Genomic DNA, 21572 nt, shown 5'->3' on the forward strand with positions numbered 1-21572 from the left:
ACATGGCAATCAGATTTGACGGACGCGTCGCCATTGTCACCGGCGCCGGCAATGGGCTTGGCCGCGCGCATGCGCTGGGATTGGCGAGCCGCGGCGCCAAGGTCGTGGTCAATGATTTCGGCGGCGCGCGTGACGGTACCGGCGGCTCGCTGACCCCGGCGCAGGCCGTGGTCGAGGAGATCGAAAAGGCCGGCGGCACCGCGATGGCGGATGGCGCCGACGTATCGAATTTCGAGCAGGTGAGTGCGATGGTCGAGCGCGCCACCAGGGAGTGGGGCAGTGTCGATCTGCTCTGCGCCAATGCCGGCATCCTGCGTGACAAGTCGTTCGGCAAGATGGAGGTGGCGGACTTCGCCAAGGTGCTGGACGTGCATCTGGTCGGCAGTTTCTATTGCTGCAAGGCGGTTTGGGCCGGCATGCGCGAGCGCAATTACGGCCGCATCGTGCTGACGACATCGTCGTCCGGCCTGTACGGCAATTTCGGCCAGGCCAATTATGGCGCGGCAAAGACCGGCATGGTCGGCCTGATGAACGTGCTGGCGGAAGAGGGCCGCAAGAACAACATCCGGGTCAACACGATCTCGCCGACCGCTGCCACCCGTATGACCGAGGAGCTGCTGCCGCCGCAGGCGCTCGAACTGATGAAGCCGGAGGCGATCACGCCGGCGGTGGAATACATGCTGAGCGAGGACGCGCCGACCAGGACCATCATGGGCGCGGGCGCCGGCTCGTTCGCGGTCATCAAGATCGTGGAGAGCGAGGGCATCAATCTGCCCCGGTCCGACTGGACGCCGGATGCCATCGTCGCGCATTTCCAGGAGATCAGCGACATGTCGAAGGCCAAGGCGTTGCAGGGCGCGTTCGAGCAGACGCAGAAATACGTTGCCCAGGCCGCGGCAAGGTTGGGAATCAAGCTGTAACGCTCACCGTCATTCCGGGGCCTCGCGAAGCGATGAGCTATGATGCGCAATTGCGCATCCGAGAATCCATAACCACGATCTGGAGTATGGATTCAGGCTTGCGCCTTCGGCGCGCATCCCGGAATGACGACCTCTTTTGCGGATAAAGAGTTCCTCCCACATTCGCTGGCGCGATGTCCTCGATTGCAAAAAACGTCGCCGTCATCGGCGCCGGTCCTTCCGGGCTGATGGCCGCCGAGGTCCTGGCCGAGGGCGGGGCCGCCGTCACTGTCTATGATGCGATGCCCTCGGTGGCGCGCAAATTCCTGATGGCCGGGCGCGGCGGGCTCAACCTGACCCATAGCGAGGAGCTGCCCGCATTCCTTTCGCGCTACCGCGAAGCCGCGCCGTTCCTGGAGGCTGCCGTCAGTGCCTTTCCGCCACAACATCTGCGTGACTGGTGCGAGACGCTGGGCGAGCCGACCTTTGTCGGCTCCTCGGGCCGCGTGTTCCCGAAAAGCTTCAAGGCTTCGCCGCTGCTGCGCGCCTGGCTGCACCGGTTGGATAGACAGGGTGTGCGGCTGGCGCTGCGCCATCGCTGGACCGGCTGGGACGGGCAGGGGCGCTTGCTGTTCGAGACGCCTCACGGACTGCGCGTCGTCGAAGCGAACGCGACCGTGCTCGGGCTCGGCGGCGCCAGCTGGCCGCGGCTTGGCTCCGACGGCAGATGGACGAATATTCTCGCGAATGAGGGCGTCGCGATCACGAAATTCAGGCCGGCCAATTGCGGCTTCACCGTCGCTTGGTCGGAGATCTTCCGCGATCGTTTCGAGGGGCAGCCGCTGAAGGGCATCGCGCTATTATTCGGCGGTCGCATCGTGCGCGGCGAGGCCGTGATCACCCGCGAAGGGATCGAAGGCGGTGCGGTCTATGCGTTATCGTCCGAGCTGCGTGAGGCGATTGCCGCATCAGGTGAGGCTACACCGCAGATCGCGCTGCGGCCTGATCTCACAACGAGAGATCTCGTCGCGCGCCTGTCGGCGCCGCGCGGCAAGCAATCGCTCTCCAACGTCCTGCGCAAGTCATTACAGTTGTCGCCGGTCGCGATCGGGTTGTTGCAGGAAGCTGCGATCAATGCCGGGCGCCAGCTCGCATCATTCGGGGCCGATGAACTCGCCGCGCTAGTCAATGCCGTGTCGGTGAAGCTCACCGCTACGTCAGGCCTGTCACGCGCGATATCGAGCGCGGGCGGTATCGCGTTAGATGAACTGGACACCGCCTACATGATCAAGCGCCTGCCCGGCGTGTTCGCGGCCGGCGAGATGCTGGATTGGGAAGCTCCGACCGGCGGCTATCTTCTGCAGGCGTCGTTCGCGACCGGCGTGGCGGCGGGCAGGGGCGTGCTTAGGTGGCTGAATCGACGGATGGGTTGAGCGTAGCTCAACCCATCTACTGCCGCCGTCATTGCTTCGTCGCCTTCGACTCCTCGCAATGACGATGGAGCAAGAGGTGTTACCGCAGCTTTCCCCTCGCTGCGACCGGCAGCACGCCCAGGATCTCGTCGCCGCGCACCATCACGACCTCGTCCATCATGTTGACGACAACGCAGACATGGTTGGGCACGATGCGCACGACGTCGCCGACATTGGGGCGGGTGTTGCTGCGCGAGAGATCGAGGAAACCGTGCTCCTCGGCGAAGCGGGCGATCTTGGCTTCGGGATGCTCCAGGATCAGGCCGTGGCCGTCGAGACCGCCTGTGTCGGTGGTCAGCGTCTTGGAGCCGGCATCGAGGATGCCGCGCTCGGGCGCGGCGCGGCTCACAACCGTGGAATAGATGTGAAGCGCGCAATCGTCCCAACTGGCCACGCCGGCCGCAACCTGCATGCGGTCGTTGTAGATGTAGGTGCCCGGGCGATGCTCGGTCGCGCCTTTCAGCTTGCCGAGATTCTTCAGGTTCGGCGAGCCGCCGGTCGAGACCATGGTGGCGTCCAGTCCGTGGGCGCGCACGCCGGCCAGCGCCTCGTCATAGAACTTCTGCGCGTCCTCCCAGCCGCTCTCGGTCGGATACAGCATGAAGCCGGCGAAGCGCAGGCCCTCGGAGGCGGCGATCTGCTGCGCCAGTTGGATCGCCTCGGCCGGCGTCTCGACGCCGGCGCGCTTGCGTCCCGTGTCGCATTCGACCACCACCGACAGCGTGCGGCCGGATTGCGCTGCGGCCTGCGGGAGGCCCGATATCACGGTGGCGTTGTCGGCGGCGACGGTGACGTCGGCCTTGGCCTGCAGCGCGCCGAGCCGCGCCATCTTCTCCTCGCCGATCAGATTATAGCTGATCAGGATGTTGTCGATGCCGGCCTCTGCCATGATCTCGGCCTCGCCGATCTTCTGGCAGGTGATGCCCTTGGCGCCGGCCTCGATTTGCAGCTTCGCCAGCACTGGGCTCTTGTGAGTCTTGATATGCGGCCGATTGGCGATGCCGGCGGCATCGCACTGCGCCTGCACCCGCGCGATGTTGCGCTCGACCTTCTCCATGTCGACGACGGCGCAGGGCGTGCCGTATTCTCTGGCAATTTTGGCGGCGAGCGGCGTGGTCATGGTTTGGCCTCGTGACTGCAAGCTGGCGTTGTTAGTTGTGAATTAAAGTGAAGCGGCTCGGGAAGTGTACCCTCTCCCCTTGTGGGAGAGGGTGCCTGAGATACGAAGAAGCATCGAAGGCGGGTGAGGGGTCTGCATCCGCGGAGACAAACCCCTCACCCGGCCCGCATCTAACGATGCGCGCCACCCTCTCCCACAAGGGGAGAGGGTGCACCGATGTTGTGGCGACCAAAGCGATTTCATTCGAGAACGCCATCAACATTGTGCCTCACGCGCTCTCGATCTCTTCCCTTAGCATTTCAAGCTCGAGCCAGCGGTCTTCGGCGGCGGTGAGCTCGGTTTGCGCAGTGGCGATTGCGGCGGAGGCGGCGTCGAATTTTTTGCGGTCCGTGGCATATAAGCTCGGATCGGCCAGCACCGTCTGCAGCTTCTCGATCTCGGCCTGCAGCTTGGCGATCGTCTTCGGCAGCGTCTCCAGCGCGTGCTTCTCATTGAAGGAGAGTTTTCGCTTCGGCGCGCCGCCCGGCGCCGCGGCTGCCTTGGTTTCCTTCTTCTCCGGCGCAGCGGCCTTCGGCGCCTCGCGCTTCAGGTCGGCGCCGCGCTGCGCCAGCATGTCGCTGTAGCCGCCGGCATATTCGACCCATTTGCCGTTGCCCTCTGGCACGATCACGGAAGTCACGATGCGGTCGAGGAAGTCGCGGTCGTGACTGATCAGGATCACGGTGCCCTCGTAGTCGCCGAGCATGTCCTCGAGCACGTCGAGCGTCTCCAGATCGAGGTCGTTGGTCGGCTCGTCCAGCACCAGCAGGTTCGAGGGCTTGGCCAGCGCGCGCGCCAGCATCAGGCGGCCGCGCTCGCCGCCCGAGAGCACCTCCAGTGGCGTGCGCATCTGCTCGCGTGCAAACAGGAAGTCCTCCATGTAGCTGACGACATGCTTGGGCTTGCCGCCGACCATGACGTGGTCGCCGCGGCCGCCGGTCAAGGCTTCTGCCAAGGTCGACTTGGGATCGAGGCTTTCGCGATGCTGGTCGAGCGTCGCCATTTCCAGGTTGACGCCGAGCCGCACGCTGCCGCCATCCGGCTCGCTGGCGCCGGTCAGCAGATTGACAAGGGTGGTCTTGCCGGCGCCGTTGGGCCCGACAATGCCGACGCGGTCGCCGCGCTGGATGCGGATCGAGAAATCATCAACGATCTTGCGCTCGCCATAAGCTTTCGACGCGCCCTTCGCTTCGATCACCAGCTTGCCGGACTTGTCGGCCTCGCTTGCCGCGAGATTGGCGCTGCCAGCCGTGCCGCGATAGTCGCGCCGCTGCTGCCGCAGCGCGTGCAGATTGGCGAGCCGCTTGACGTTGCGCTTGCGCCGGCCGGACACGCCATAGCGCAGCCAGTGCTCTTCGTTGACGATCTTGCGGTCGAGCTTGTGCTGCTCGCGCTCCTCTTCCGCCAGCACCTCGTCACGCCAGGCCTCGAAGGCGGCGAAGCCACGGTCGATCTGCCTGATCTGACCGCGGTCGAGCCAGGCTGTGGCGCGCGACAGGTTGGTGAGGAAGCGGCGGTCATGGCTGATCAGGACCAGCGCGCTGCGCCGTCCGTCGAGCTCGTTCTCCAGCCATTCGATGGTTGTGAGATCGAGATGGTTGGTCGGCTCGTCCAACAACAGAATGTCGGGCGAGGGCGCGAGCACCCGCGCCAGCGCCGCGCGCCGCGCCTCGCCGCCGGAGAGATGCGCTGGATCCTCCTCGCCGGTGAGGCCAAGCTGCTCGACCAGGTAGCGCGCCTGGTAGTGATCGTCGCCGGGGCCGAGGCCGGCCTCGACATAAGAGAGCGTCGTCGCGTGCCCGGAGAAGTCCGGCTCCTGCGGCAGATAGCGCACCGTGGCTCCCGGTTGAACAAAACGACTGCCGGAATCGGAATCGACGAGCCCAGCAGCAATCTTGAGCAGGGTCGATTTGCCCGAGCCGTTGCGGCCGATCAGGCAGACGCGCTCGCCGGGCGAGACCGACAGTTCGACGCCGGACAGCAGCGGCGTGCCGCCGAACGTCAGTTTGATGTCTTTGAGCTGGATGAGCGGAGGCGCCATGGGATTAGCTCTGCTGCGCTTGTTGGTTGGCGCGCTGGCGCTGAATGCGTCGAATTGTCTGATCAAGAGCCGACAGGAACGTCGAGCGATCACGCGGCGTGAAACCGCGCGGCCCGCCGGTGATCTCGCCCGACGAGCGCAGATCCGTCATCAGGTTGCGCACCGCCAGCGCCATGCCGATCGACTCCTTCGTGAACGGCTTGCCGTTCGGCGCAATCACCTCGGCGCCTGCCTTCACGCAGCGGTCCGCCAGCGGAATGTCGGCCGTGACGACGATGTCGCCGGGACCAGCGCGTTCGGCAATCCAGTTGTCGGCGGCATCCATCCCCCCGCCGGCGGCGACCCGCTCGATGAGCGGGTCCTGGGGAATGCGGATGAAGTTCCCCGCGACCACGCTGACGGGCACATCGTGCCGCATCGCGACGCGATAGATCTCGTCCTTCACCGGACAGGCGTCAGCGTCAACATAGATCCGGGTCGGGTTCAATTCGGTCGTCTTCCGCGTGTTTCGGGCCTCGGGTGGTAACCCATCGCGCAGGGAATTGCGAGCCGAACGAACGCGTTGACGTAAACCTTGGCCGGTCCGTTCCCGGCGGCTACCATTCGGGCAGACAACGACAAGAACAGGGAAACACCGATGGCGCGCGCGCTCGAAAGCCACGTGGTCAAAGCCTACAACACGGCAAAACAATCCGAGAACAAGATGCACGACGACACCGTGGCGCGCCGTTTCGGCTTCGCAGGCGGGCTGGTGCCCGGCGTCGACGTCATGGCCTATATGATGCATCTGCCGGTGGCAGAGTGGGGGCGGGCGTTCCTGGAGCGCGGGCTGATGGACGCGCGCTTCCTTAAACCCGTTTATGACGGCGAGACCGTCGAGGTCAGCGGCAGCGAAAGCGACGGTGTGCTGACGCTCGAGGTTGTGAGCCGCGGCGAACTCTGCGCCACCGGCTCGGCGTCGCTGCCGCCGGCTGCGCCAGCGATTGCGCTGGCTGATTTTAGGGATGTGGGACCCGTGGCCGAACGCCAGCCCATCGGCGCGTCGTCCTTTGTGGAAGGCACCTGGCTCGGCACCGCGCCGCGGGCCTGGCCGGGCGCGACCGGTGCGGCCTACCGCGCCGACATCCGCGAGAGCGATTCGATCTATACGCGCGAGGGGCTCGGCCATCCCGGCCTGCTGCAGAAGGTGATGAACCGGCTTCTGGTCGACAACGTGATCCTCGGTCCATGGATTCACGTCGGCAGCCGGATGCAGATCCTGGCTCCTTTGCAGCCGGACGACGAGATCACGGCGCGGGCGAAGGTGATCGCCAACTACGAGAAGAAGGGCCATCGCTTCGTCGAGCTCGACGCGCTGGTGGTCGCCAACGGCAAGACGCCGCTGGCGTATTGCCATCATGTGGCGATCTATCAGCCGCGGCAGCAGGCGGCGGCGTAGGAAGGGGCGAGGTCCTGAAAGAGAGGTCCTGAAAGAGGCGCCTGGCCTCTGCACGGCAACCGTCACGCTCCGCGAAGGCCGGAGCATCCAATACGCCGCGGCGTCTCCGTCCAACCAAAACTGTCACGGAATACTGGATCGCCCGCCTTCGCGGGCGATGACAGCTGAGCGCGAAGGGACTGCGCGGGTCATTTGAACCGGGCTGAAGCTCGACGTATCACGCCGCCTTGTTCGCCTTCGCCTCCTGGATCGCGCGCCAGACCTTCTCCGGGGTGAGCGGCATGTCGAGGTGCTTGATGCCGTACTCCGAAAGCGCGTCGATGACAGCGTTGACGACCGAGGCGAGCGAGCCGGCGCAGCCGGCCTCGCCGCAGCCCTTGGTGCCCAAGGGATTGGTCTTGGCCGGCACCGGCTGGTCGCCCACCGTCATGCTCGGAATGTCGGAGGCACGCGGCAGCGCATAGTCCATGAGCGAGCCGGTGATCGGCTGGCCGTGCTCGTCGTAGCGCACGTGCTCCATCAGCGCCTGGCCGATGCCCTGGGCGACGCCGCCATGGAGCTGGCCGGCCACGATCATCGGGTTGACGACCGTGCCGAAATCGTTGACTCCGGTGTAGCCGACCACCTGCACGACGCCGGTGTCCGGATCGACCTCGACTTCGGCGACATGGCAGCCGTTCGGGAAGGCGGACTCGGTCGTCGTGGTGTTGTGATCGACGTCGAGCGAGCTTGGGACCCCCTCAGGCAGCTTGCCCTCGCGCATACGCTGCGCGAGCTCCATGATGTCGATGGCACGGTCGGTGCCGGCAATGGTGAAGCGGCCATCGTCGAATTCGATGTCGGTCTCGGAGGCTTCCAGCAGATGCGAGGCGGCCTGCTTGCCCTTGGCGATGACGAGCGCGGAGGCCTCGACGATCGCCTGGCCGGTCGCGGTGATCGAGCGCGAGCCGCCGGTGCCGTTGCCGAAACGGACGAGGTCAGAGTCGTTCTGCTCCAGGCGGATCTTCTCGAAGGGAATGCCGAGCTGGCTCGACAGCACCTGCGCGAACGGCGTCGCGTGGCCCTGGCCGTAGTCGAGCGTGCCGGTGGTCAGCGTCACGCCGCCATCGGCGTCGAAGGTGATCTTGCCGAGCTCGCCGCTCGGGGGCGCCGTGACCTCGAGATAGGAGCCGACCGCGATGCCGCGCAGCTTGCCATTCTTGCGGCTCTCGCGCTTGCGCTTGGCGAACCCCGCATGGTCGGAGATCTCCAGCGCCTTCTGGAGCACGGCGGCGAAATCACCGGAATCATAGGTGACGCCGGAAGCGGCCGGAAACGGCATCTGGCTCGGCTTGATGTAGTTGCGCTTGCGCAAGCTGACGCGATCGATCCCCATCTCGTCGGCGGCGGCGTCGATCAGCCGCTCCATGAAATAGTTCGCCTCGGGCCGGCCGGCGCCGCGATAGGCGCCCATCAAGGTCATGTTGGTGAGCACCGTCTTGATGTCGACGCTCAAGAGCGGCGTGCGGTAGACGCTCGCGAGGTTCTTGCCGGTGTTGAGCGAGAGCGGGCTCGGCGCGACGCCGGTGATGTAGGCGCCGAGATTGCCATAGCCCGATAGCCGCACTGCCAGGAACTTGCCCTCGGCGTCGAGCGCAAGCTCGGCATGGATGATCTGGTCGCGCCCCTGGCTGTCGGAGAGAAAGCTGGTCGAGCGCTCGTCGCGCCACTTCACCGGACGCCCAAGCGCCTTCGCTGCGTGCAGGATGCAGATATATTCGGGATAGCCGATGTTCTTCATCCCGAACGAGCCGCCGACATTGGCGGTGAGGATGCGCACCTGCTCCGGCTTCACGTTGAGCAGCCGCGCCAGCATGGCCTTGTTGCCGCTGACGCCCTGGGTGGGCACCTGGATGGTGTAGCGCCCGCTCTTCTTGTCGAAGGACGCCAAAGCGACCCGCGGCTCCATCGGCACCACCGCGACGCGCGTGTTGACGATGTCGAGCTTGGTCACGTGGGCGGCGCTGGCGAAGGCCGCCTCGACCTTGGCTGTGTCGCCGTAATGGTAGTCGAGCGCGACATTATTGGGGATGTGATCGTAAAGCTGCGGCGCGCCCGGCTTGGCCGCTTCCTCCGCATTGGTCACGGCGGGCAGGGGCTCGATATCGACCTCGACCGCCTCGGCGGCGTCGCGGGCCTGGGTCGCCGTCTCCGCGACCACGAAGGCGACGGGATCGCCGACATAGCGTACCTTGTCGGTCGGCAGCGCCGGACGGTTGGTCTGCAGCACCGGCGAGCCGTCCCGATTCTTCAGCGGCAGGCCGCAGACGAAGGGGGCATACCCGGCCGAGGCGAGGTCGGCGCCGGTCCAGACGCCGAGCACACCCGGCATGGCCCTTGCGGCCGTGGTATCGATTCCCTTGATGATGCCGTGGGCATGGCTGGAGCGCACGATCCACGCATGGGCCTGGTCCGGCAGGTTGAAATCGTCGGTATATTTGCCCTTGCCCCGGACCAGCGTGTCGTCCTCCTTCCGGCGGACCGGCTGCCCGACACCGTATTTCTGCAGTGCCATGGCGTTATCGAGGGAGGCCGGAGAGGTGTAATCTTGCATGGAACTAGGCCCTGAAAGGCTGGATTGGCCGCGAAATCGCGTTCTGTTCCCAGATAATCCAGCCCTCACCGCCCGACAACGCCCGATTGGGCATGCTCCGTAACCCCTGATGGCGGGGCTGTTGCATAGGCGCTTGGCACTGCTAATGTTTCGCCAAAGCGACATTCCAGGCGAGGGCCGCATGGCCCGGCGGAAAGACCATTTGAATGATCAATGATACGCGGCTCCGGGATGATCTCGAGCCGCGCGGGAACATGGAGCCCCGGCTGCGGCCTGGTCCGGATCCTGCCGCGACGGGCTGCGCTGCCAATCAAGGCAGCAGCGTCTACGCAGCACTGGACCTCGGCACCAACAATTGCCGGCTCCTGATCGCCTGTCCTTCGGGCGACAGCTTCCGCGTGGTCGATTCCTTCTCTCGCATTGTCCGATTGGGCGAGGGCATCTCAACCACGGGCTGCATCAGCGAGGCGGCGATGGCGCGGGCCATCGCGGCCCTCGCGATCTGCCGGGACAAGATCGAATCCAAGAAGGCGAAGCGGCTGCGGCTGATCGCGACCGAAGCCTGCCGCGCGGCCTCGAACGCCGACACCTTCCGCGACCGGGTCGCGGCCGAGGCCGGTATCCGGCTCGAGGTGATCGATCGCGAGACCGAGGCGGCGCTGGCCGTGAAGGGCTGCGCGCCGCTGCTCGATCCCAGGGGTCATGGTGCCATCCTGTTCGACATCGGCGGCGGCTCGTCGGAGCTGGTCCGGATCGAGCGCGATCCCGCGCAGAAGCACGCCGAGCCGCAGATCAAGGCCTGGATGTCGATCCCGCTCGGCGTGGTGACTTTGGCCGAGCGTTTCGGCGGCCGCGATGTGACGCCGGACATCTATGCGCGGATGATCGACGCGGTGATGGAGCATGTGGCGCCGTTCGCGGCCGAGCATGGGGGCGATCTCGACGGCATGCACCTGCTCGGCACCTCCGGCACAGTGACGACGCTCGCCGGCATTCACCTCAATCTGGCGCGTTACGACCGTCGGCGGGTTGACGGCATCTGGATCGACGATGCCGAGATCACCAAGACCGTCGCGCGGCTGCTCGCCATGAGCTACCAGGAGCGCGCCGAGAACAACTGCATCAGCATCGATCGCGCCGATCTCGTGCTCGCCGGCTGCGCCATCCTGGATGCGATCCGCAAGGCCTTCCCGCTGCCGCGCCTGCGCGTCGCCGACCGGGGCCTGCGCGAGGGCATGCTGGTCGAGATGATGCGCGAGGACGGCGCGCTGCGGACCAGCTGAGATGGAATTGAAGTTCGATTAGGGCACGATGGTCGCCGCAATTTCGAATCACCTCTCCCCAGCGGGGAGAGGTGGACCTCCGATGCCGCACCAGATCAACTCAACGATCTCCCAAGTTCAGAGTCCACCATGGCCAAAGACACCACCGGCCGCATGCATGTGCAGGTCAAGACCGGCGGCAAGCGCAAGCTGTCCTCGAAACTCTGGCTGGAGCGGCAGCTCAACGATCCCTATGTCGCGCAGGCCAAGCGGGACGGCTATCGCTCGCGTGCGGCCTATAAGCTGATCGAGATCGACGACAAGCATCATTTGCTCAAGCCCGGCATGACCGTGGTCGACCTTGGCGCGGCTCCCGGCGGCTGGAGCCAGATCGCGGCGCGGCGGGTCGGCGCGGAGGCGGGCAAGGGCAGGGTGATCGCGATCGACCTGCTCGAGATGGGCGAGATCCCCGGCGTGACCTTCGCCCAGCTCGACTTCCACGCGAGCGATGCGCCGGAGCGGTTGATGGCGATGCTGGGCGGCCGCGCCGATATTGTCATGTCGGACATGGCCGCCAACACCACCGGTCATCGCAAGACCGACCAGCTCCGCATCGTCGGCCTGGTCGAACTCGCCGCGCACTTCGCCGGCGAGGTGTTGAAGCCGGGCGGCAGCTTTCTCGCCAAGACGTTCCAGAGCGGAGCGGATGCAGAGCTGCTGGCGCAGCTCAAGCGCGATTTCGCCAGCGTCCGCCACGTCAAGCCAGCGGCGAGCCGGCAGGATTCCTCCGAGCGCTACGTGCTGGCGATGGGGTACCGCGGAGCACCGGGCTCGGGCGAATGAGCGCCGAGACCCGCGTTCTCGTCAATGATGACCCGCCGTCACGCGCTGGCGTTTTGTGATGGCACACCTTAAATGCCGGTTCTGATCTTGCGTTCATGCCGGAGTTGCTTGTGCCACATCATCCCGCCGATCGCCGTGGCCTGTCGGTTCGCGCGTTGACCGGCGCTTTCCTGTCGCTTGCGGTCGCGTCGCTGGTGGCGCTGTCACATCCGGCCGAAGCGCAAACCTACGATCCACGTTATCCCGTGTGCATGAAGCTCTATCAGGGGCCGTTCGGCGGCGAATGGAATGACTGCAGCTTCACCTCGCTGCCGCAATGTCGGGCGAGCGCATCGGGACGGGCGGCGATCTGCATGATGAATCCGTTCTTCGCGCAGGCTCCCGATCTGCTGCCGCGCCCGCATCGGCGACATCGGCACACCCGCTGACCATCGCAGGCTCACATCAATAGCAGTTCGAAGCGACGCGGGCTGGCGGCGCCACTACGTACCGTGGTCACGCGCCCACTCAAGAGTGCATGTACGCACGCGATGCGTTGAAGTCACCTTATTTGCTCAGCTGATTTGCTACATCGGTCTTACGTAATTCAACGCAGATAGAACGATCGGAGCCCTGCGCATATCAGCATCGCGTCGAGCGACTCGACACAACGGAGTCACACTGCGGGTGATGAGACACGCATCGTTCGACGCGCCGAGCCGAATGTCACACCTGGAACAACTCGCATAGATCGCATGCTGCAAGCCGTCTCCATTCAGCGTTGCTGTCCTCGACATGCTTGCGCCCCAACTTCGCAATTTGTTGAACGAGAATGTGTCGCTCGTAACCGGTTTGCGAGTTTAAATGATGGTTATCATTTGATAAAAGGTGTAGAGCATGTCGTGTGTGTACGAACGAATGCCGAAAAGGTGATCGTGAGTGCAGACGGTGATGTGTTCAACAAGGGCGGGCGCGCAAGGGGTCGCGTCCGCCATCCAATAACTTGGAGAAATCTGCAAATGAAGTCGATTCGGGGCCTGCTTCTCGGCACGGGAGCAGTGATTTTTGCCGCGGCGGGGGCGCAAGCTGCCGATCTTCCGTTGAAGGCCAAGGCGGTTGAATATGTCAGGGTCTGCTCGCTTTACGGTGCGGGCTTCTATTACATTCCGGGCACGGATACCTGCATCAAGCTCGGCGGTTATATCCGCGCCGAGACCGCGCTCTGGACCAACAGCAACTATGGCGGCGCCTATAGCGGCGTGGCCGGTGCGCAAAATCGCCTGAGCAACACCTACCAGATGCGCTCGCGCGAAGATTTCAACGTCGATACCCGCACCGCGACCGAATATGGCGTCGTCCGCACTTATGCGGATCTGGTGTTCACCTGGACGTCGGGCTCCTACAGCGGCGTCGGCAATGGTGGGACCCAGTATTCGACGGGTGCGGCGAACTCCGCCGGCCTGACGTCGGTCAATGGCCTCAGCAATGACGGCATCTCGGGCGGCACGCTCGGCGTCTACTACGCCTTCATCCAGTTCGCCGGCTTCACCATGGGTAAGGCCGTGTCGTCGTTCGATGCGCCCTGGACCAACTATCCCGGCAACAACTTCGACGGTCTGGTCGGCGGCAGCGGCAACGTGAACGGCGTCAACCAGTTCACCTATACCGCCGATTTCGGCCAGGGCATCACGGCCGCGATCTCGGCCGAGGACCAGTCGCAGTTCTTCACCACCAACATCTGGAATACGTCCGGCATCTCCGCCAGTGGCGTGCTGGGCGGTGCGTACGGCGCGAACGCAATCGGCGGCACGACGTCTCCTGACATCATCGGCATGGTCCGCGTCGACCAGGCCTGGGGTCTGTTCCAGGCGTCGTTCGCGGCGCATGACAACCACGCTGCGTATTACGGTGCGACCGAGCTCACCGGACACCCCGAAGACAAGTGGGGCTGGGCCGGTCAGCTGGCTCTGTCGATCAAGAACATCCCGACCGGGCCCGGCGACGTCATCAACATCCAGGGCGTCTACACCGATGGTGCCAGCCGCTACAACTTCCAGAGCTTGGCCAACACCAGCTATTCGATGTATGGCGGCTCGGGCTCCGCGTTCCAGAGCATCGGCTTTGCCGGCGTGGCGGACGCGGTGTTCGCACCGGGCACGGGCCTTTCGACGGTCAAGACCTGGGGCATGCGCGGCGCCTACACCCACAACTGGAGCCCGTACTGGAACACGGCTGTTTATGGCGCTTACGCTGCGGTCAACTATGGCAGCACCGGTTCGGCGCTGATCTGCTCCGGCATTGCCACGGCGCGTCTCCTCACCCCGGGCTCGACCTGCAATCCAGACTTCAACATCGGCCAGATCGGTGTGATCACGCGCTGGACGCCGGTCAAGAACCTGACCTTCTCGGCCGACGTGACCTATACCCATCTCGACCAGAAGTACGATGGCTTTGCCAACGCACCGGCGGTCGCGAGCGTCGCCAAGCCTGCGGCGACTTATCAGCTGAAGGATCAGGATACGGTGAGCGCACTGTTCCGCGCTCAGCGTAATTGGTGATGCTGTAACAACGTTAAACCTCCAGCATGCTCCACGGACCTCCGGCGATGCCCCGCCGGAGGTTTGTGCTTTCTGGGCGATCGATTCGGGATGCAGCCTCCGGCACCGTGATACATGCGTGTCCGGCACGTGAGGCCGAAACAGTCAGAAATCATTAACTGCGGATTTGAACGCCAAACTTGCCACACTGCGAACACCGCCGCCGGCATGCCGTCGATTTCGGTCGCATTCATGCAGCAAGCGGTCTATCTTGCCTCGATGGTGCGCATCTCATCCGCTTCGATTGCAATCCTACTGATGCTCTTGCCGGCGCTCGCGCTGGCTGCGCCCGCTCACAAGCGAGCGCCGCAGAAATGGCATGGCTACGGCTTTCTGCCCGGCTATCGTCAGCCGCCGAACAACAGCGTGCCGATCTATGGCGTAAATGGCGCCCCGCGCGGCCCGCGCTATGCGTCCCGGCGACATTGGTACATCGATCCGACGCCGGAATATCTGAACTACTACGACGGCGAGTGGCACTATTTCGGCCGGCCTGGATTCTTCCGCGGTCATTACAATGGCGGCAGCCTCGGTCCATGCTGGACCCGCACGCCGGTCGGCCTGGTCTGGAATTGTGGGTAGCGCCGCCTCTGTTCATGGAGGCGGCCATGCCATCACCTGCTTCGCCGTCACCGCGACGCTGGCGAGCGCCTGCATCAAGCCGTTCGGTGGTCCTCCGGGCGTTCATCTCGCTCACCGCGGCGAGCGAGATGTCCGCGATCGACTTCTGACACGTCGCTTCGCTCGCAATGACGACGGAGATGCGAGCAAGGCTTTTCAGCTCCATCTATAAGGACTCGGATGGATCGAGGCGTCGATCGCCTCGCAAACCGGTCGCGTGATGCTCGCGCGGCTGCAGCCGAGCGTCGCGCCGCGACAGCTACTGGTGGTGCGGCTGTTCGGTTCCTCCTACGGCGCGATGGCAGATCGGGCTCGCCCTGGGGCCGGCCCTGGCAGGTCTCGCGCGGCGCGGTTTTTCTCGGGCGCTAGAGGCGGCTGAAGCGACCTACGGCCGCGCGTCCGGCGTTCGCGTCCGGTCTTTCGCCGGCCATTGCTCGGACAATTCGGGTAGCAGCCGCTGCTTGCCGGTCATCCGCTCGACGTGCATGGCATAGACGGTGATCGCGTCGAGCCGCGGAAAGAAGTTCTTGGGCCGGATCGAATCCGGCTTGCCGTATTTCTCCATCAGCCGTTCGCAGAACCGCTGCCTGATCGCGACATCGTCCGCGACACTGATGCGGCCGAACAGGATGACGCTGCAATAAGCGAGGCCGGAATCGCATTCGAAGCGGCCATAGTCGAAGACCTCGCCTGGCTCGTCGAGTTCGAAGCAGGCGCGTGCCTCGTGCTCCACATTGGCCCGCAGATGTCCGCGGGCGCTGGTGCCGTGCAGGAACAGCTGATGATCGGCCCAGATGTACAGCATCGGCACGCAATAGGGATAGCCATCCGCGCCAACAGTGGCGAGACGCCCGGCAAAGCCGCGCGCGAGCGTCGCCTCGATCTGCTCCTGCGTCATCGCGATGTCAGTGCGGCGCAAAGCAGGCGCGCTCATGTCCTCTCCCCTGACTGTGCGGAGTGGCTCCGCTGGATGCACGGCGCCGGCGCTCACTTGGCTGCATCTTGCGCGAATGCAGCCTACGATGGCGGCCATCCGGCCGAAAGGACCACTTGGCGCAAAACTCGGCAAACCACTCGGACGCCTGCTGCACCAGCAGCCGCCACTATTCATGGACAGGAGTCGTGTTGGGCGGCCAGCGCCCCGCATGTCGCGCCGGAGCGAGATCTGACCATCGTCATACATAAGCTCTACCGAGAGTTACTTGTTGGCTCACTTGCGCCAGAACGTCACATGGACCCGCACCGTAGATCGCTTTAGGGATCGTGCATCTATTCACAGTCATTTATTGTCATGTTCAATTCTGTAAGATTTGTACGATCGGTCCTGTTTCTGACCGCGATCGTTCCCGGGCTCGTGCTGTGCTGGACATGGCTCGCGATCGGCACCGTCGCTGGCGATCTGGCTGTCCTGTTCAAGACGCTGCAAATCGAGTTTTCGCAACCGCTGGTTGTGGTTGCCGCCGACAGCTTGTCCGATCTGCTGGAGTCACCTCTGCTTGCCTCTGTCGGATTGACGTCGCTGCCATTGGCGCGCGTGACGCCGCCAGAGCAGCGCTCCGATGTTCGCGTTCTGCACTACATGGGCACGAACTTCGGCATGACGGGGGTGGAGACGTTCATCCTGCAACTCACGGCCGCTCAGAAGCGCGGTGGCTTGACGCCGTCGATCGTGATGGATCTCGACAACCGCCAGGACGTGCGGCTGATCGGAAATGACCGCGGCATTGCGGTCCACGATCTTCCGTCGAGAGGGGCCGCCGAGAGCCGCCTGCCGCGCAAGCTCGGCACCGCGATGCTGCGGGTCCGGCGCGTCCAGGCGCTGCGGCGATTGCTCAAGACGAACGATATCCTGCACATTCAGGCCGTGGGCATCTCCTGTCTCGATGGCTTCGTCGCGGCAGCGCTGACGGGTGTCCCCGTGGTCGTTACGCATCACGGCACGCTCAGCTGGTTTGCGCCGCAGCGCGACCGGCTTGCCGACATCACGTTCTGGATCGAGAAGCGGCTCGCCTCGACCATTGCGATGCCCTATGCGGCCGCCGTCGCCGAGCTGACCGACGAAGGCGTTCGGGCCGATCAGAGCAAGGTCATTCCGTTTTGCGTCGATGAGCAGGCCTTCTCCGGCGTCTCAGTGCAGCCGCGCGATGGCGAGCTCACGCTCGTGCTGGTCGCCCGCATGGTCGAGGGCAAGGGCCATATCGATCTCTTGCGTGCGCTGTCCAGGTTGTCGCCGCGTCATCCAGGCCTCCGCGCCGTGTTCCTCGGTGATGGGCCGATGCGCGGGTCTGTCGAGGCGGAGATCGATCGGCTCGGTCTGCGCCAGATCGTGGATTGCAAAGGCAAGGTCGATCATCGCGACGTCCCGGCGGCGATGCGCAGCGCCCATGTGGTCGTGCTTCCGACATATGAGACGGGAGAGATGTTTCCCTTGTGCCTGCTCGAGGGAATGGCTCTCGGCCTGCCGGCGATCGGCACCCGCTGGTCCGGCATTCCCGATATCATCGAGGATGGCGTGACCGGCATCGTCGTCGAGCCGCGTGATGAAGCGAGCCTGATCGCTGCCATCGAACGGTTTCTCGCAGAACCCAGCTTCCTCGCGCAAGCGAGGGAAGCTGCACGCGTCCGGGTCCGCAACCGCTTCACTGCGTCCGTGGTGGCCGAGAGCTACACGCAAGCGTACCTGGCCGCGTTGTCACGCGTTTAGGGCGCGCACCGCCGACTTGCTGAACTGCTCCATCAGCGGGCTGCTCCGGAATGACGATGTGGTGGGAGTTGCTGCTCTCTCTTCTCGTCATTGCGAGGCGCGACGCGCCGAAGCAATCCAGGGTCTCGCGATTCACGCTGGATTGCTTCGCGGAGCCTGTCATCCGGCCGCGCTTTGCGCGGACCGGGTGGCTCGCAATGACGGCGTAGCCATGCGATTTGCTCGCATCAAGCCGAGCGCTGGTCCCGCGCATCCTGCGTGGTCTCGGTCGCCACCTTCCGCGCGGCCTTTTCGGCGCCCTTGCGGCTGGCGATCTCCTTGACCTTGCGGCCGGAGATCTCGTGGCCGGCATCGTCCGGCATCTGCCAGAAGAAGAAGGCCGAAGCGGCCGAAACGATCGAGACCACGACGAAAGCGGGCGCGAAGGCGCTCGCGCTGAGATCGGTGGCGCCGTGCCACCACAGCGTGCTCTCGACCGAGAAGGCGCCGACCGCGACGCCGGCGGAGATCGCAAGCTGCTGGTTGACCGAGACCAGCGTGGTGGCACGGCTCATCGCCGCGCTGTCGACCTCGGCATAGGCGACGGTGTTGATTGCGGTGAATTCGAGCGAGCGGAAGAAGCCGCCGACGACGAGGATGATCAGAATCAGCAGCAGCGGCGTCGTCGGCGTGAACAGCGCGCAGGCGGCGAGGAAGACCGAGGAGACCACCGCATTCACGGTCATCAAATTGCGAAAGCCGAAGGTGCGGATGATGCGGCTCGCGAGCGTCTTCATGCCCATCGCGCCGGCGGACGAGCCGAACGTGATGAGGCCGGACTGAAAAGGTGTCAGCCCGAAACCGATCTGCATCAACAGCGGCAACAGGAACGGCAGCGCGCCAATGCCAAGCCGGAACATGAAGCCGCCGACCACGGCGGCGCGCAGCGTCGCGAGCCGAAACAGCGAGAAATCGAGCACCGGTGAGCCGGTGCGGCGCGCATGCATGACGTAGAGGGTCATCGCGATCGCGCCGATGGCGACCAGCGCGGCGACCACCGACCATGGCAGCAGGTTGAGGCCGGCCACGGACAAGCCGAAAGCGATGCCGGCAAGGCCGATGCCGGCGAGCACCATGCCATAGAGATCGAATGGTTCGGGATTCTCCTCCTTGATCGGATCGATGAAGCGCAGGGCCATCGCCACGCCGAGCAGCCCGATCGGGATGTTGATCAGGAAGATCCAGTGCCAGGAGAAATAGGTGGTGATGAAGCCGCCCAGCGGCGGGCCGATGACAGGGCCGATCAGGGCCGGGACCGTGACCCAGGCCATGGCGCTGACCAGCTCGCTCTTGTCGACCGAGCGCAGCAGCACCAGCCGTCCGACCGGCGTCATCATCGCCCCGCCCATGCCTTGCAGGATGCGGGCGAACACGAAGTTCGATACGGATTGCGACAACGCGCAGCCGATCGAGCCGACCATGAAGACGCCGACGGCGACGCTGAACACAGTGCGCGCGCCGAACCGGTCGGCGGTCCAGCCGCTCGCCGGAATGAACACCGCGAGCGACAACAGATAGGAGGTGATGGCAAGCTTCAGCGTCAGCGGGCTGGTGCCGATGTCGGCGGCGATCGCCGGCAGCGATGTCGCGATCACCGTGGAGTCCATGTTCTCCATGAAGAGCGCGGTGGCGACGATCAGCGGGATGATGCGTTGCTTGTTCATCGAAAGTCGGGCTTGACGGAGGAGGGAGAGGCGGGCGGTGCGGCTTTATCACCCTGCCGCAGGCGAGGCCATTGCGCTGCCTGCATGGCTCCCTAAATGCTCCACGACAGACACATGCCCGGAGGTCTCAGGTGATCTACCTGCTCGCCGCACTGGTGCCGCCGCTCGGCCTCCTGCTCAACGGCCAGCCGTTCTCGGCCATCCTCAACCTGCTGCTGATCGTGGTCTGCCTGCTGCTCGGGCTGGTCTTCCACGTCCTGCTGCTGGTGCCATCGGCGCATGCCCTCATCGCCGTGCACATGAAGCGGGAGGAGCGCCGCCACCGCGAAGTGGTCGATGCCATCCGCCGCTATGGGCCGCCGCCGGGCTATCCGCGCTAATTGTCTTCTGTCCCAGCGAACGGCGCGGAATTTCGATCCCGGAAAGGCGCGCCTCGCGATATTTTATTCCGCCTGTGCCGTGGATTTCGGGCCTGGGCGAGCGGCCGGTCACTTCGGTTCGCAATTGCGGGAATCTGCCCGTGGCCCCTTTGATTCGTCACGTCAGCGTGCTATCGACCCGCGTCAACCCCACCGATGGGCATCGATTCGACAGCGAGGCAGTGGCTTTCGCTGGCGCCGCCGCTCATCCTCAGATCATGCCGCGGCCGGCCGGCCGCAGATAAGGAGTTGACGATGGCCGTCGTGCAGGGAATTCGCGAAGCCTTTACATTCGACGACGTGCTCTTGAAGCCAGGGTTGTCGGATGTCCTCCCCTCCGAGGTCGACATCCGCTCCCACGTCACCCGGGCGATCCCGCTGAATATCCCGATCATGGCCTCCGCCATGGACACGGTCACCGAGGCGCGCATGGCCATCGCGATGGCGCAGGCCGGCGGCGTCGGCGTCGTTCACCGCAATTTCGATCCCGAGGGCCAGGCCGCCCAGGTGCGGCAGGTCAAGAAGTTTGAATCCGGCATGGTGGTGAACCCGCTGACCATTTCGCCGGATGCAACGCTATCGGACGCGCTGACGCTGATGAGCACGCACGGCATCTCCGGCATTCCCGTGGTGACCGGCGGCGGCAAGGGCGTTCCGGGCAAGCTGGTCGGTATCCTCACCAACCGCGACGTCCGCTTTGCCACCGATCCCAAGCAGAAGGTGTCGGAGCTGATGACGCATGAGAACCTCGTCACGGTGCGCGAAAGCGTCAGCCAGGACGAGGCCAAGCGGATGCTGCACAAGCATCGCATCGAGAAGCTGCTCGTGGTGGACGAGCAGTATCGCTGCGTCGGTCTCGTCACCGTGAAGGACATCGAGAAGGCGGTCGCGCATCCGCTCGCCTGCAAGGACGGGCAGGGGCGCCTGCGCGTCGCGGCGGCAACCACTGTGGGCGAGGGCGGCTTCGAGCGCACCGAGCGGCTGATCGATGCCGGCGTCGATCTCGTCGTGGTCGACACCGCGCATGGCCATTCCTCGCGCGTGCTGGAGGCGGTCAATCGCATCAAGCGACTGTCGAACCAGGTCCAGGTGATCGCCGGCAATATCGCCACCCGCGACGGCGCGCAGGCGCTGATCGATGCGGGGGCGGATGCGATCAAGGTCGGCATCGGGCCGGGTTCGATCTGCACCACGCGTATCGTCGCCGGCGTCGGCGTGCCGCAGCTCACGGCGATCATGGATGCGGTGGAAGCGGCCAAGAAGGCCGACGTCTCCGTAATCGCCGACGGCGGGATCAAATATTCCGGTGACCTCGCCAAGGCGCTCGCCGCTGGCGCCGATGTCGCCATGGTCGGCTCGCTGCTCGCCGGCACCGACGAGACGCCGGGCGAAGTGTTCCTGTGGCAGGGCCGCTCCTACAAGGCCTACCGCGGCATGGGCTCGGTCGGCGCGATGGCGCGCGGCTCGGCCGACCGCTACTTCCAGCAGGATATCAAGGACACCTTGAAGCTCGTGCCCGAGGGCATCGAGGGCCAGGTGCCCTACAAGGGGCCGGTCGGCAACGTCATGCACCAGCTCGCCGGCGGCCTGCGCGCCGCCATGGGTTATGTCGGTGCGCGGAATCTGAATGAATTCCACGAGAAGGCGGAGTTCGTCCGCATCACCGGCGCGGGCCTGCGCGAAAGCCACGTCCACGACGTCACCATCACGCGCGAGGCCCCGAACTATCCGGGCGGGGCGTAAGGCCGCACATCGTCCTCCGCCGTCATTGCGAAGCGCGTTAGCGCTGACTTGTCCGCCATAGCCCAAAGGGCGACGGCGGAAGCAATCCAGCCTTGCCGC

At 64.9% G+C, this 21572-nt stretch carries 17 protein-coding genes; 11 read left to right on the top strand and 6 right to left on the bottom strand.

Annotated elements, in window-relative coordinates; all coding sequences use genetic code 11:
• Nucleotides 1-2 precede the first annotated feature (2 nt).
• Both P6U24_RS16255 and P6U24_RS16260 read left to right on the top strand, forming a co-directional pair.
• Nucleotides 3-920: an SDR family NAD(P)-dependent oxidoreductase gene (locus P6U24_RS16255; protein ID WP_407160078.1), complete on the top strand. Its 918-nt coding sequence runs from the start codon at nucleotides 3-5 to the stop codon at nucleotides 918-920.
• A 173-nt stretch (nucleotides 921-1093) separates the two neighbouring features.
• Nucleotides 1094-2332 (top strand): NAD(P)/FAD-dependent oxidoreductase, encoded by a 1239-nt coding sequence (locus P6U24_RS16260; RefSeq protein ID WP_407160079.1) that lies wholly within the window; start codon nucleotides 1094-1096, stop codon nucleotides 2330-2332.
• 79 nt (nucleotides 2333-2411) lie between these two features.
• On the opposite strand, the gene P6U24_RS16265 is transcribed toward P6U24_RS16260, so the two are convergent.
• The 3 genes from P6U24_RS16265 to P6U24_RS16275 all read right to left on the bottom strand — a co-directional run bounded on the left by P6U24_RS16265 (nucleotide 2412) and on the right by P6U24_RS16275 (nucleotide 6058).
• Nucleotides 2412-3491 carry a D-TA family PLP-dependent enzyme gene (locus tag P6U24_RS16265; protein ID WP_407160080.1) on the bottom strand — a complete coding sequence of 360 codons (1080 nt, stop codon included), beginning with the start codon at nucleotides 3489-3491 and terminating at the stop codon, nucleotides 2412-2414.
• Between the two features lie 268 nt (nucleotides 3492-3759).
• On the bottom strand, nucleotides 3760-5571 hold the full coding sequence (locus P6U24_RS16270) for an ABC-F family ATP-binding cassette domain-containing protein (RefSeq protein WP_407160081.1): 1812 nt from the start codon (nucleotides 5569-5571) through the stop codon (nucleotides 3760-3762).
• Between the two features lie 4 nt (nucleotides 5572-5575).
• Nucleotides 5576-6058 (bottom strand): YaiI/YqxD family protein, encoded by a 483-nt coding sequence (locus P6U24_RS16275; protein WP_407160487.1) that lies wholly within the window; start codon nucleotides 6056-6058, stop codon nucleotides 5576-5578.
• A 150-nt stretch (nucleotides 6059-6208) separates the two neighbouring features.
• Here P6U24_RS16275 and P6U24_RS16280 point away from each other — a divergent pair, with 150 nt between their 5' ends.
• The gene (locus P6U24_RS16280) at nucleotides 6209-7009 is read left to right on the top strand and encodes a hypothetical protein (protein ID WP_407160082.1); all 801 of its coding nucleotides are present in this window, start codon (nucleotides 6209-6211) and stop codon (nucleotides 7007-7009) included.
• A gap of 217 nt (nucleotides 7010-7226) precedes the next feature.
• Here P6U24_RS16280 and P6U24_RS16285 read toward each other — a convergent pair whose 3' ends face one another.
• Nucleotides 7227-9602: a xanthine dehydrogenase family protein molybdopterin-binding subunit gene (locus P6U24_RS16285; protein WP_407160083.1), complete on the bottom strand. Its 2376-nt coding sequence runs from the start codon at nucleotides 9600-9602 to the stop codon at nucleotides 7227-7229.
• A gap of 206 nt (nucleotides 9603-9808) precedes the next feature.
• Here P6U24_RS16285 and P6U24_RS16290 point away from each other — a divergent pair, with 206 nt between their 5' ends.
• The 5 genes from P6U24_RS16290 to P6U24_RS16310 all read left to right on the top strand — a co-directional run bounded on the left by P6U24_RS16290 (nucleotide 9809) and on the right by P6U24_RS16310 (nucleotide 14865).
• Nucleotides 9809-10885, top strand: coding sequence for a Ppx/GppA phosphatase family protein (locus tag P6U24_RS16290; protein WP_407160084.1), 1077 nt, complete (start codon nucleotides 9809-9811; stop codon nucleotides 10883-10885).
• Nucleotides 10886-11014: 129 nt separating this feature from the next.
• On the top strand, nucleotides 11015-11707 hold the full coding sequence (locus P6U24_RS16295) for an RlmE family RNA methyltransferase (protein WP_407160085.1): 693 nt from the start codon (nucleotides 11015-11017) through the stop codon (nucleotides 11705-11707).
• 95 nt (nucleotides 11708-11802) lie between these two features.
• Nucleotides 11803-12135, top strand: coding sequence for a DUF3551 domain-containing protein (locus P6U24_RS16300; RefSeq protein WP_407160086.1), 333 nt, complete (start codon nucleotides 11803-11805; stop codon nucleotides 12133-12135).
• Between the two features lie 570 nt (nucleotides 12136-12705).
• The gene (locus tag P6U24_RS16305; protein WP_407160087.1) at nucleotides 12706-14244 is read left to right on the top strand and encodes a porin; all 1539 of its coding nucleotides are present in this window, start codon (nucleotides 12706-12708) and stop codon (nucleotides 14242-14244) included.
• A 258-nt stretch (nucleotides 14245-14502) separates the two neighbouring features.
• Nucleotides 14503-14865 carry a hypothetical protein gene (locus tag P6U24_RS16310; RefSeq protein WP_407160488.1) on the top strand — a complete coding sequence of 121 codons (363 nt, stop codon included), beginning with the start codon at nucleotides 14503-14505 and terminating at the stop codon, nucleotides 14863-14865.
• A 424-nt stretch (nucleotides 14866-15289) separates the two neighbouring features.
• Here the strand turns inward: P6U24_RS16310 and P6U24_RS16315 are convergent, their stop codons facing one another.
• Nucleotides 15290-15838, bottom strand: a complete 549-nt coding sequence (locus P6U24_RS16315; RefSeq protein WP_407160088.1) for a pyridoxamine 5'-phosphate oxidase family protein — start codon at nucleotides 15836-15838, stop codon at nucleotides 15290-15292.
• A gap of 357 nt (nucleotides 15839-16195) precedes the next feature.
• On the opposite strand from P6U24_RS16315, the gene P6U24_RS16320 reads away from it, so the two are divergent.
• Complete coding sequence (locus tag P6U24_RS16320; protein WP_407160089.1) at nucleotides 16196-17608, top strand: glycosyltransferase family 4 protein; 1413 nt, start codon at nucleotides 16196-16198, stop codon at nucleotides 17606-17608.
• Nucleotides 17609-17835: 227 nt separating this feature from the next.
• Here the strand turns inward: P6U24_RS16320 and P6U24_RS16325 are convergent, their stop codons facing one another.
• Entirely contained in the window at nucleotides 17836-19311 is a 1476-nt protein-coding gene (locus P6U24_RS16325) for an MFS transporter (RefSeq protein WP_407160090.1), read from the bottom strand.
• 131 nt (nucleotides 19312-19442) lie between these two features.
• Between P6U24_RS16325 and P6U24_RS16330 the strand changes: the two genes are divergently transcribed.
• The gene (locus P6U24_RS16330) at nucleotides 19443-19691 is read left to right on the top strand and encodes a hypothetical protein (protein WP_407160091.1); all 249 of its coding nucleotides are present in this window, start codon (nucleotides 19443-19445) and stop codon (nucleotides 19689-19691) included.
• Between the two features lie 294 nt (nucleotides 19692-19985).
• Nucleotides 19986-21473 carry an IMP dehydrogenase gene (gene guaB / locus P6U24_RS16335; RefSeq protein WP_407160092.1) on the top strand — a complete coding sequence of 496 codons (1488 nt, stop codon included), beginning with the start codon at nucleotides 19986-19988 and terminating at the stop codon, nucleotides 21471-21473.
• Nucleotides 21474-21572: the final 99 nt, after the last annotated feature.

Origin of the sequence: Bradyrhizobium sp. STM 3557 (genome assembly GCF_045571465.1) — a bacterium.
Lineage (GTDB): Bacteria > Pseudomonadota > Alphaproteobacteria > Rhizobiales > Xanthobacteraceae > Bradyrhizobium.

Excerpts from the sequence above, each read along its gene's own strand:
- P6U24_RS16325 (WP_407160090.1), bottom strand. The coding sequence starts at position 19,311 with ATGAACAAGCAACGCATCATCCCGCTGATCGTCGCCACCGCGCTCTTC.
- P6U24_RS16280 (WP_407160082.1), top strand. The coding sequence starts at position 6,209 with ATGGCGCGCGCGCTCGAAAGCCACGTGGTCAAAGCCTACAACACGGCA.
- P6U24_RS16315 (WP_407160088.1), bottom strand. The coding sequence starts at position 15,838 with ATGAGCGCGCCTGCTTTGCGCCGCACTGACATCGCGATGACGCAGGAG.
- P6U24_RS16270 (WP_407160081.1), bottom strand. The coding sequence starts at position 5,571 with ATGGCGCCTCCGCTCATCCAGCTCAAAGACATCAAACTGACGTTCGGC.
- P6U24_RS16320 (WP_407160089.1), top strand. The coding sequence starts at position 16,196 with ATGTTCAATTCTGTAAGATTTGTACGATCGGTCCTGTTTCTGACCGCG.
- P6U24_RS16285 (WP_407160083.1), bottom strand. The coding sequence starts at position 9,602 with ATGCAAGATTACACCTCTCCGGCCTCCCTCGATAACGCCATGGCACTG.
- P6U24_RS16265 (WP_407160080.1), bottom strand. The coding sequence starts at position 3,491 with ATGACCACGCCGCTCGCCGCCAAAATTGCCAGAGAATACGGCACGCCC.
- P6U24_RS16255 (WP_407160078.1), top strand. The coding sequence starts at position 3 with ATGGCAATCAGATTTGACGGACGCGTCGCCATTGTCACCGGCGCCGGC.
- P6U24_RS16310 (WP_407160488.1), top strand. The coding sequence starts at position 14,503 with ATGGTGCGCATCTCATCCGCTTCGATTGCAATCCTACTGATGCTCTTG.
- P6U24_RS16290 (WP_407160084.1), top strand. The coding sequence starts at position 9,809 with ATGATCAATGATACGCGGCTCCGGGATGATCTCGAGCCGCGCGGGAAC.
- P6U24_RS16260 (WP_407160079.1), top strand. The coding sequence starts at position 1,094 with ATGTCCTCGATTGCAAAAAACGTCGCCGTCATCGGCGCCGGTCCTTCC.
- P6U24_RS16295 (WP_407160085.1), top strand. The coding sequence starts at position 11,015 with ATGGCCAAAGACACCACCGGCCGCATGCATGTGCAGGTCAAGACCGGC.
- P6U24_RS16300 (WP_407160086.1), top strand. The coding sequence starts at position 11,803 with ATGCCGGAGTTGCTTGTGCCACATCATCCCGCCGATCGCCGTGGCCTG.
- P6U24_RS16305 (WP_407160087.1), top strand. The coding sequence starts at position 12,706 with ATGAAGTCGATTCGGGGCCTGCTTCTCGGCACGGGAGCAGTGATTTTT.
- guaB (WP_407160092.1), top strand. The coding sequence starts at position 19,986 with ATGGCCGTCGTGCAGGGAATTCGCGAAGCCTTTACATTCGACGACGTG.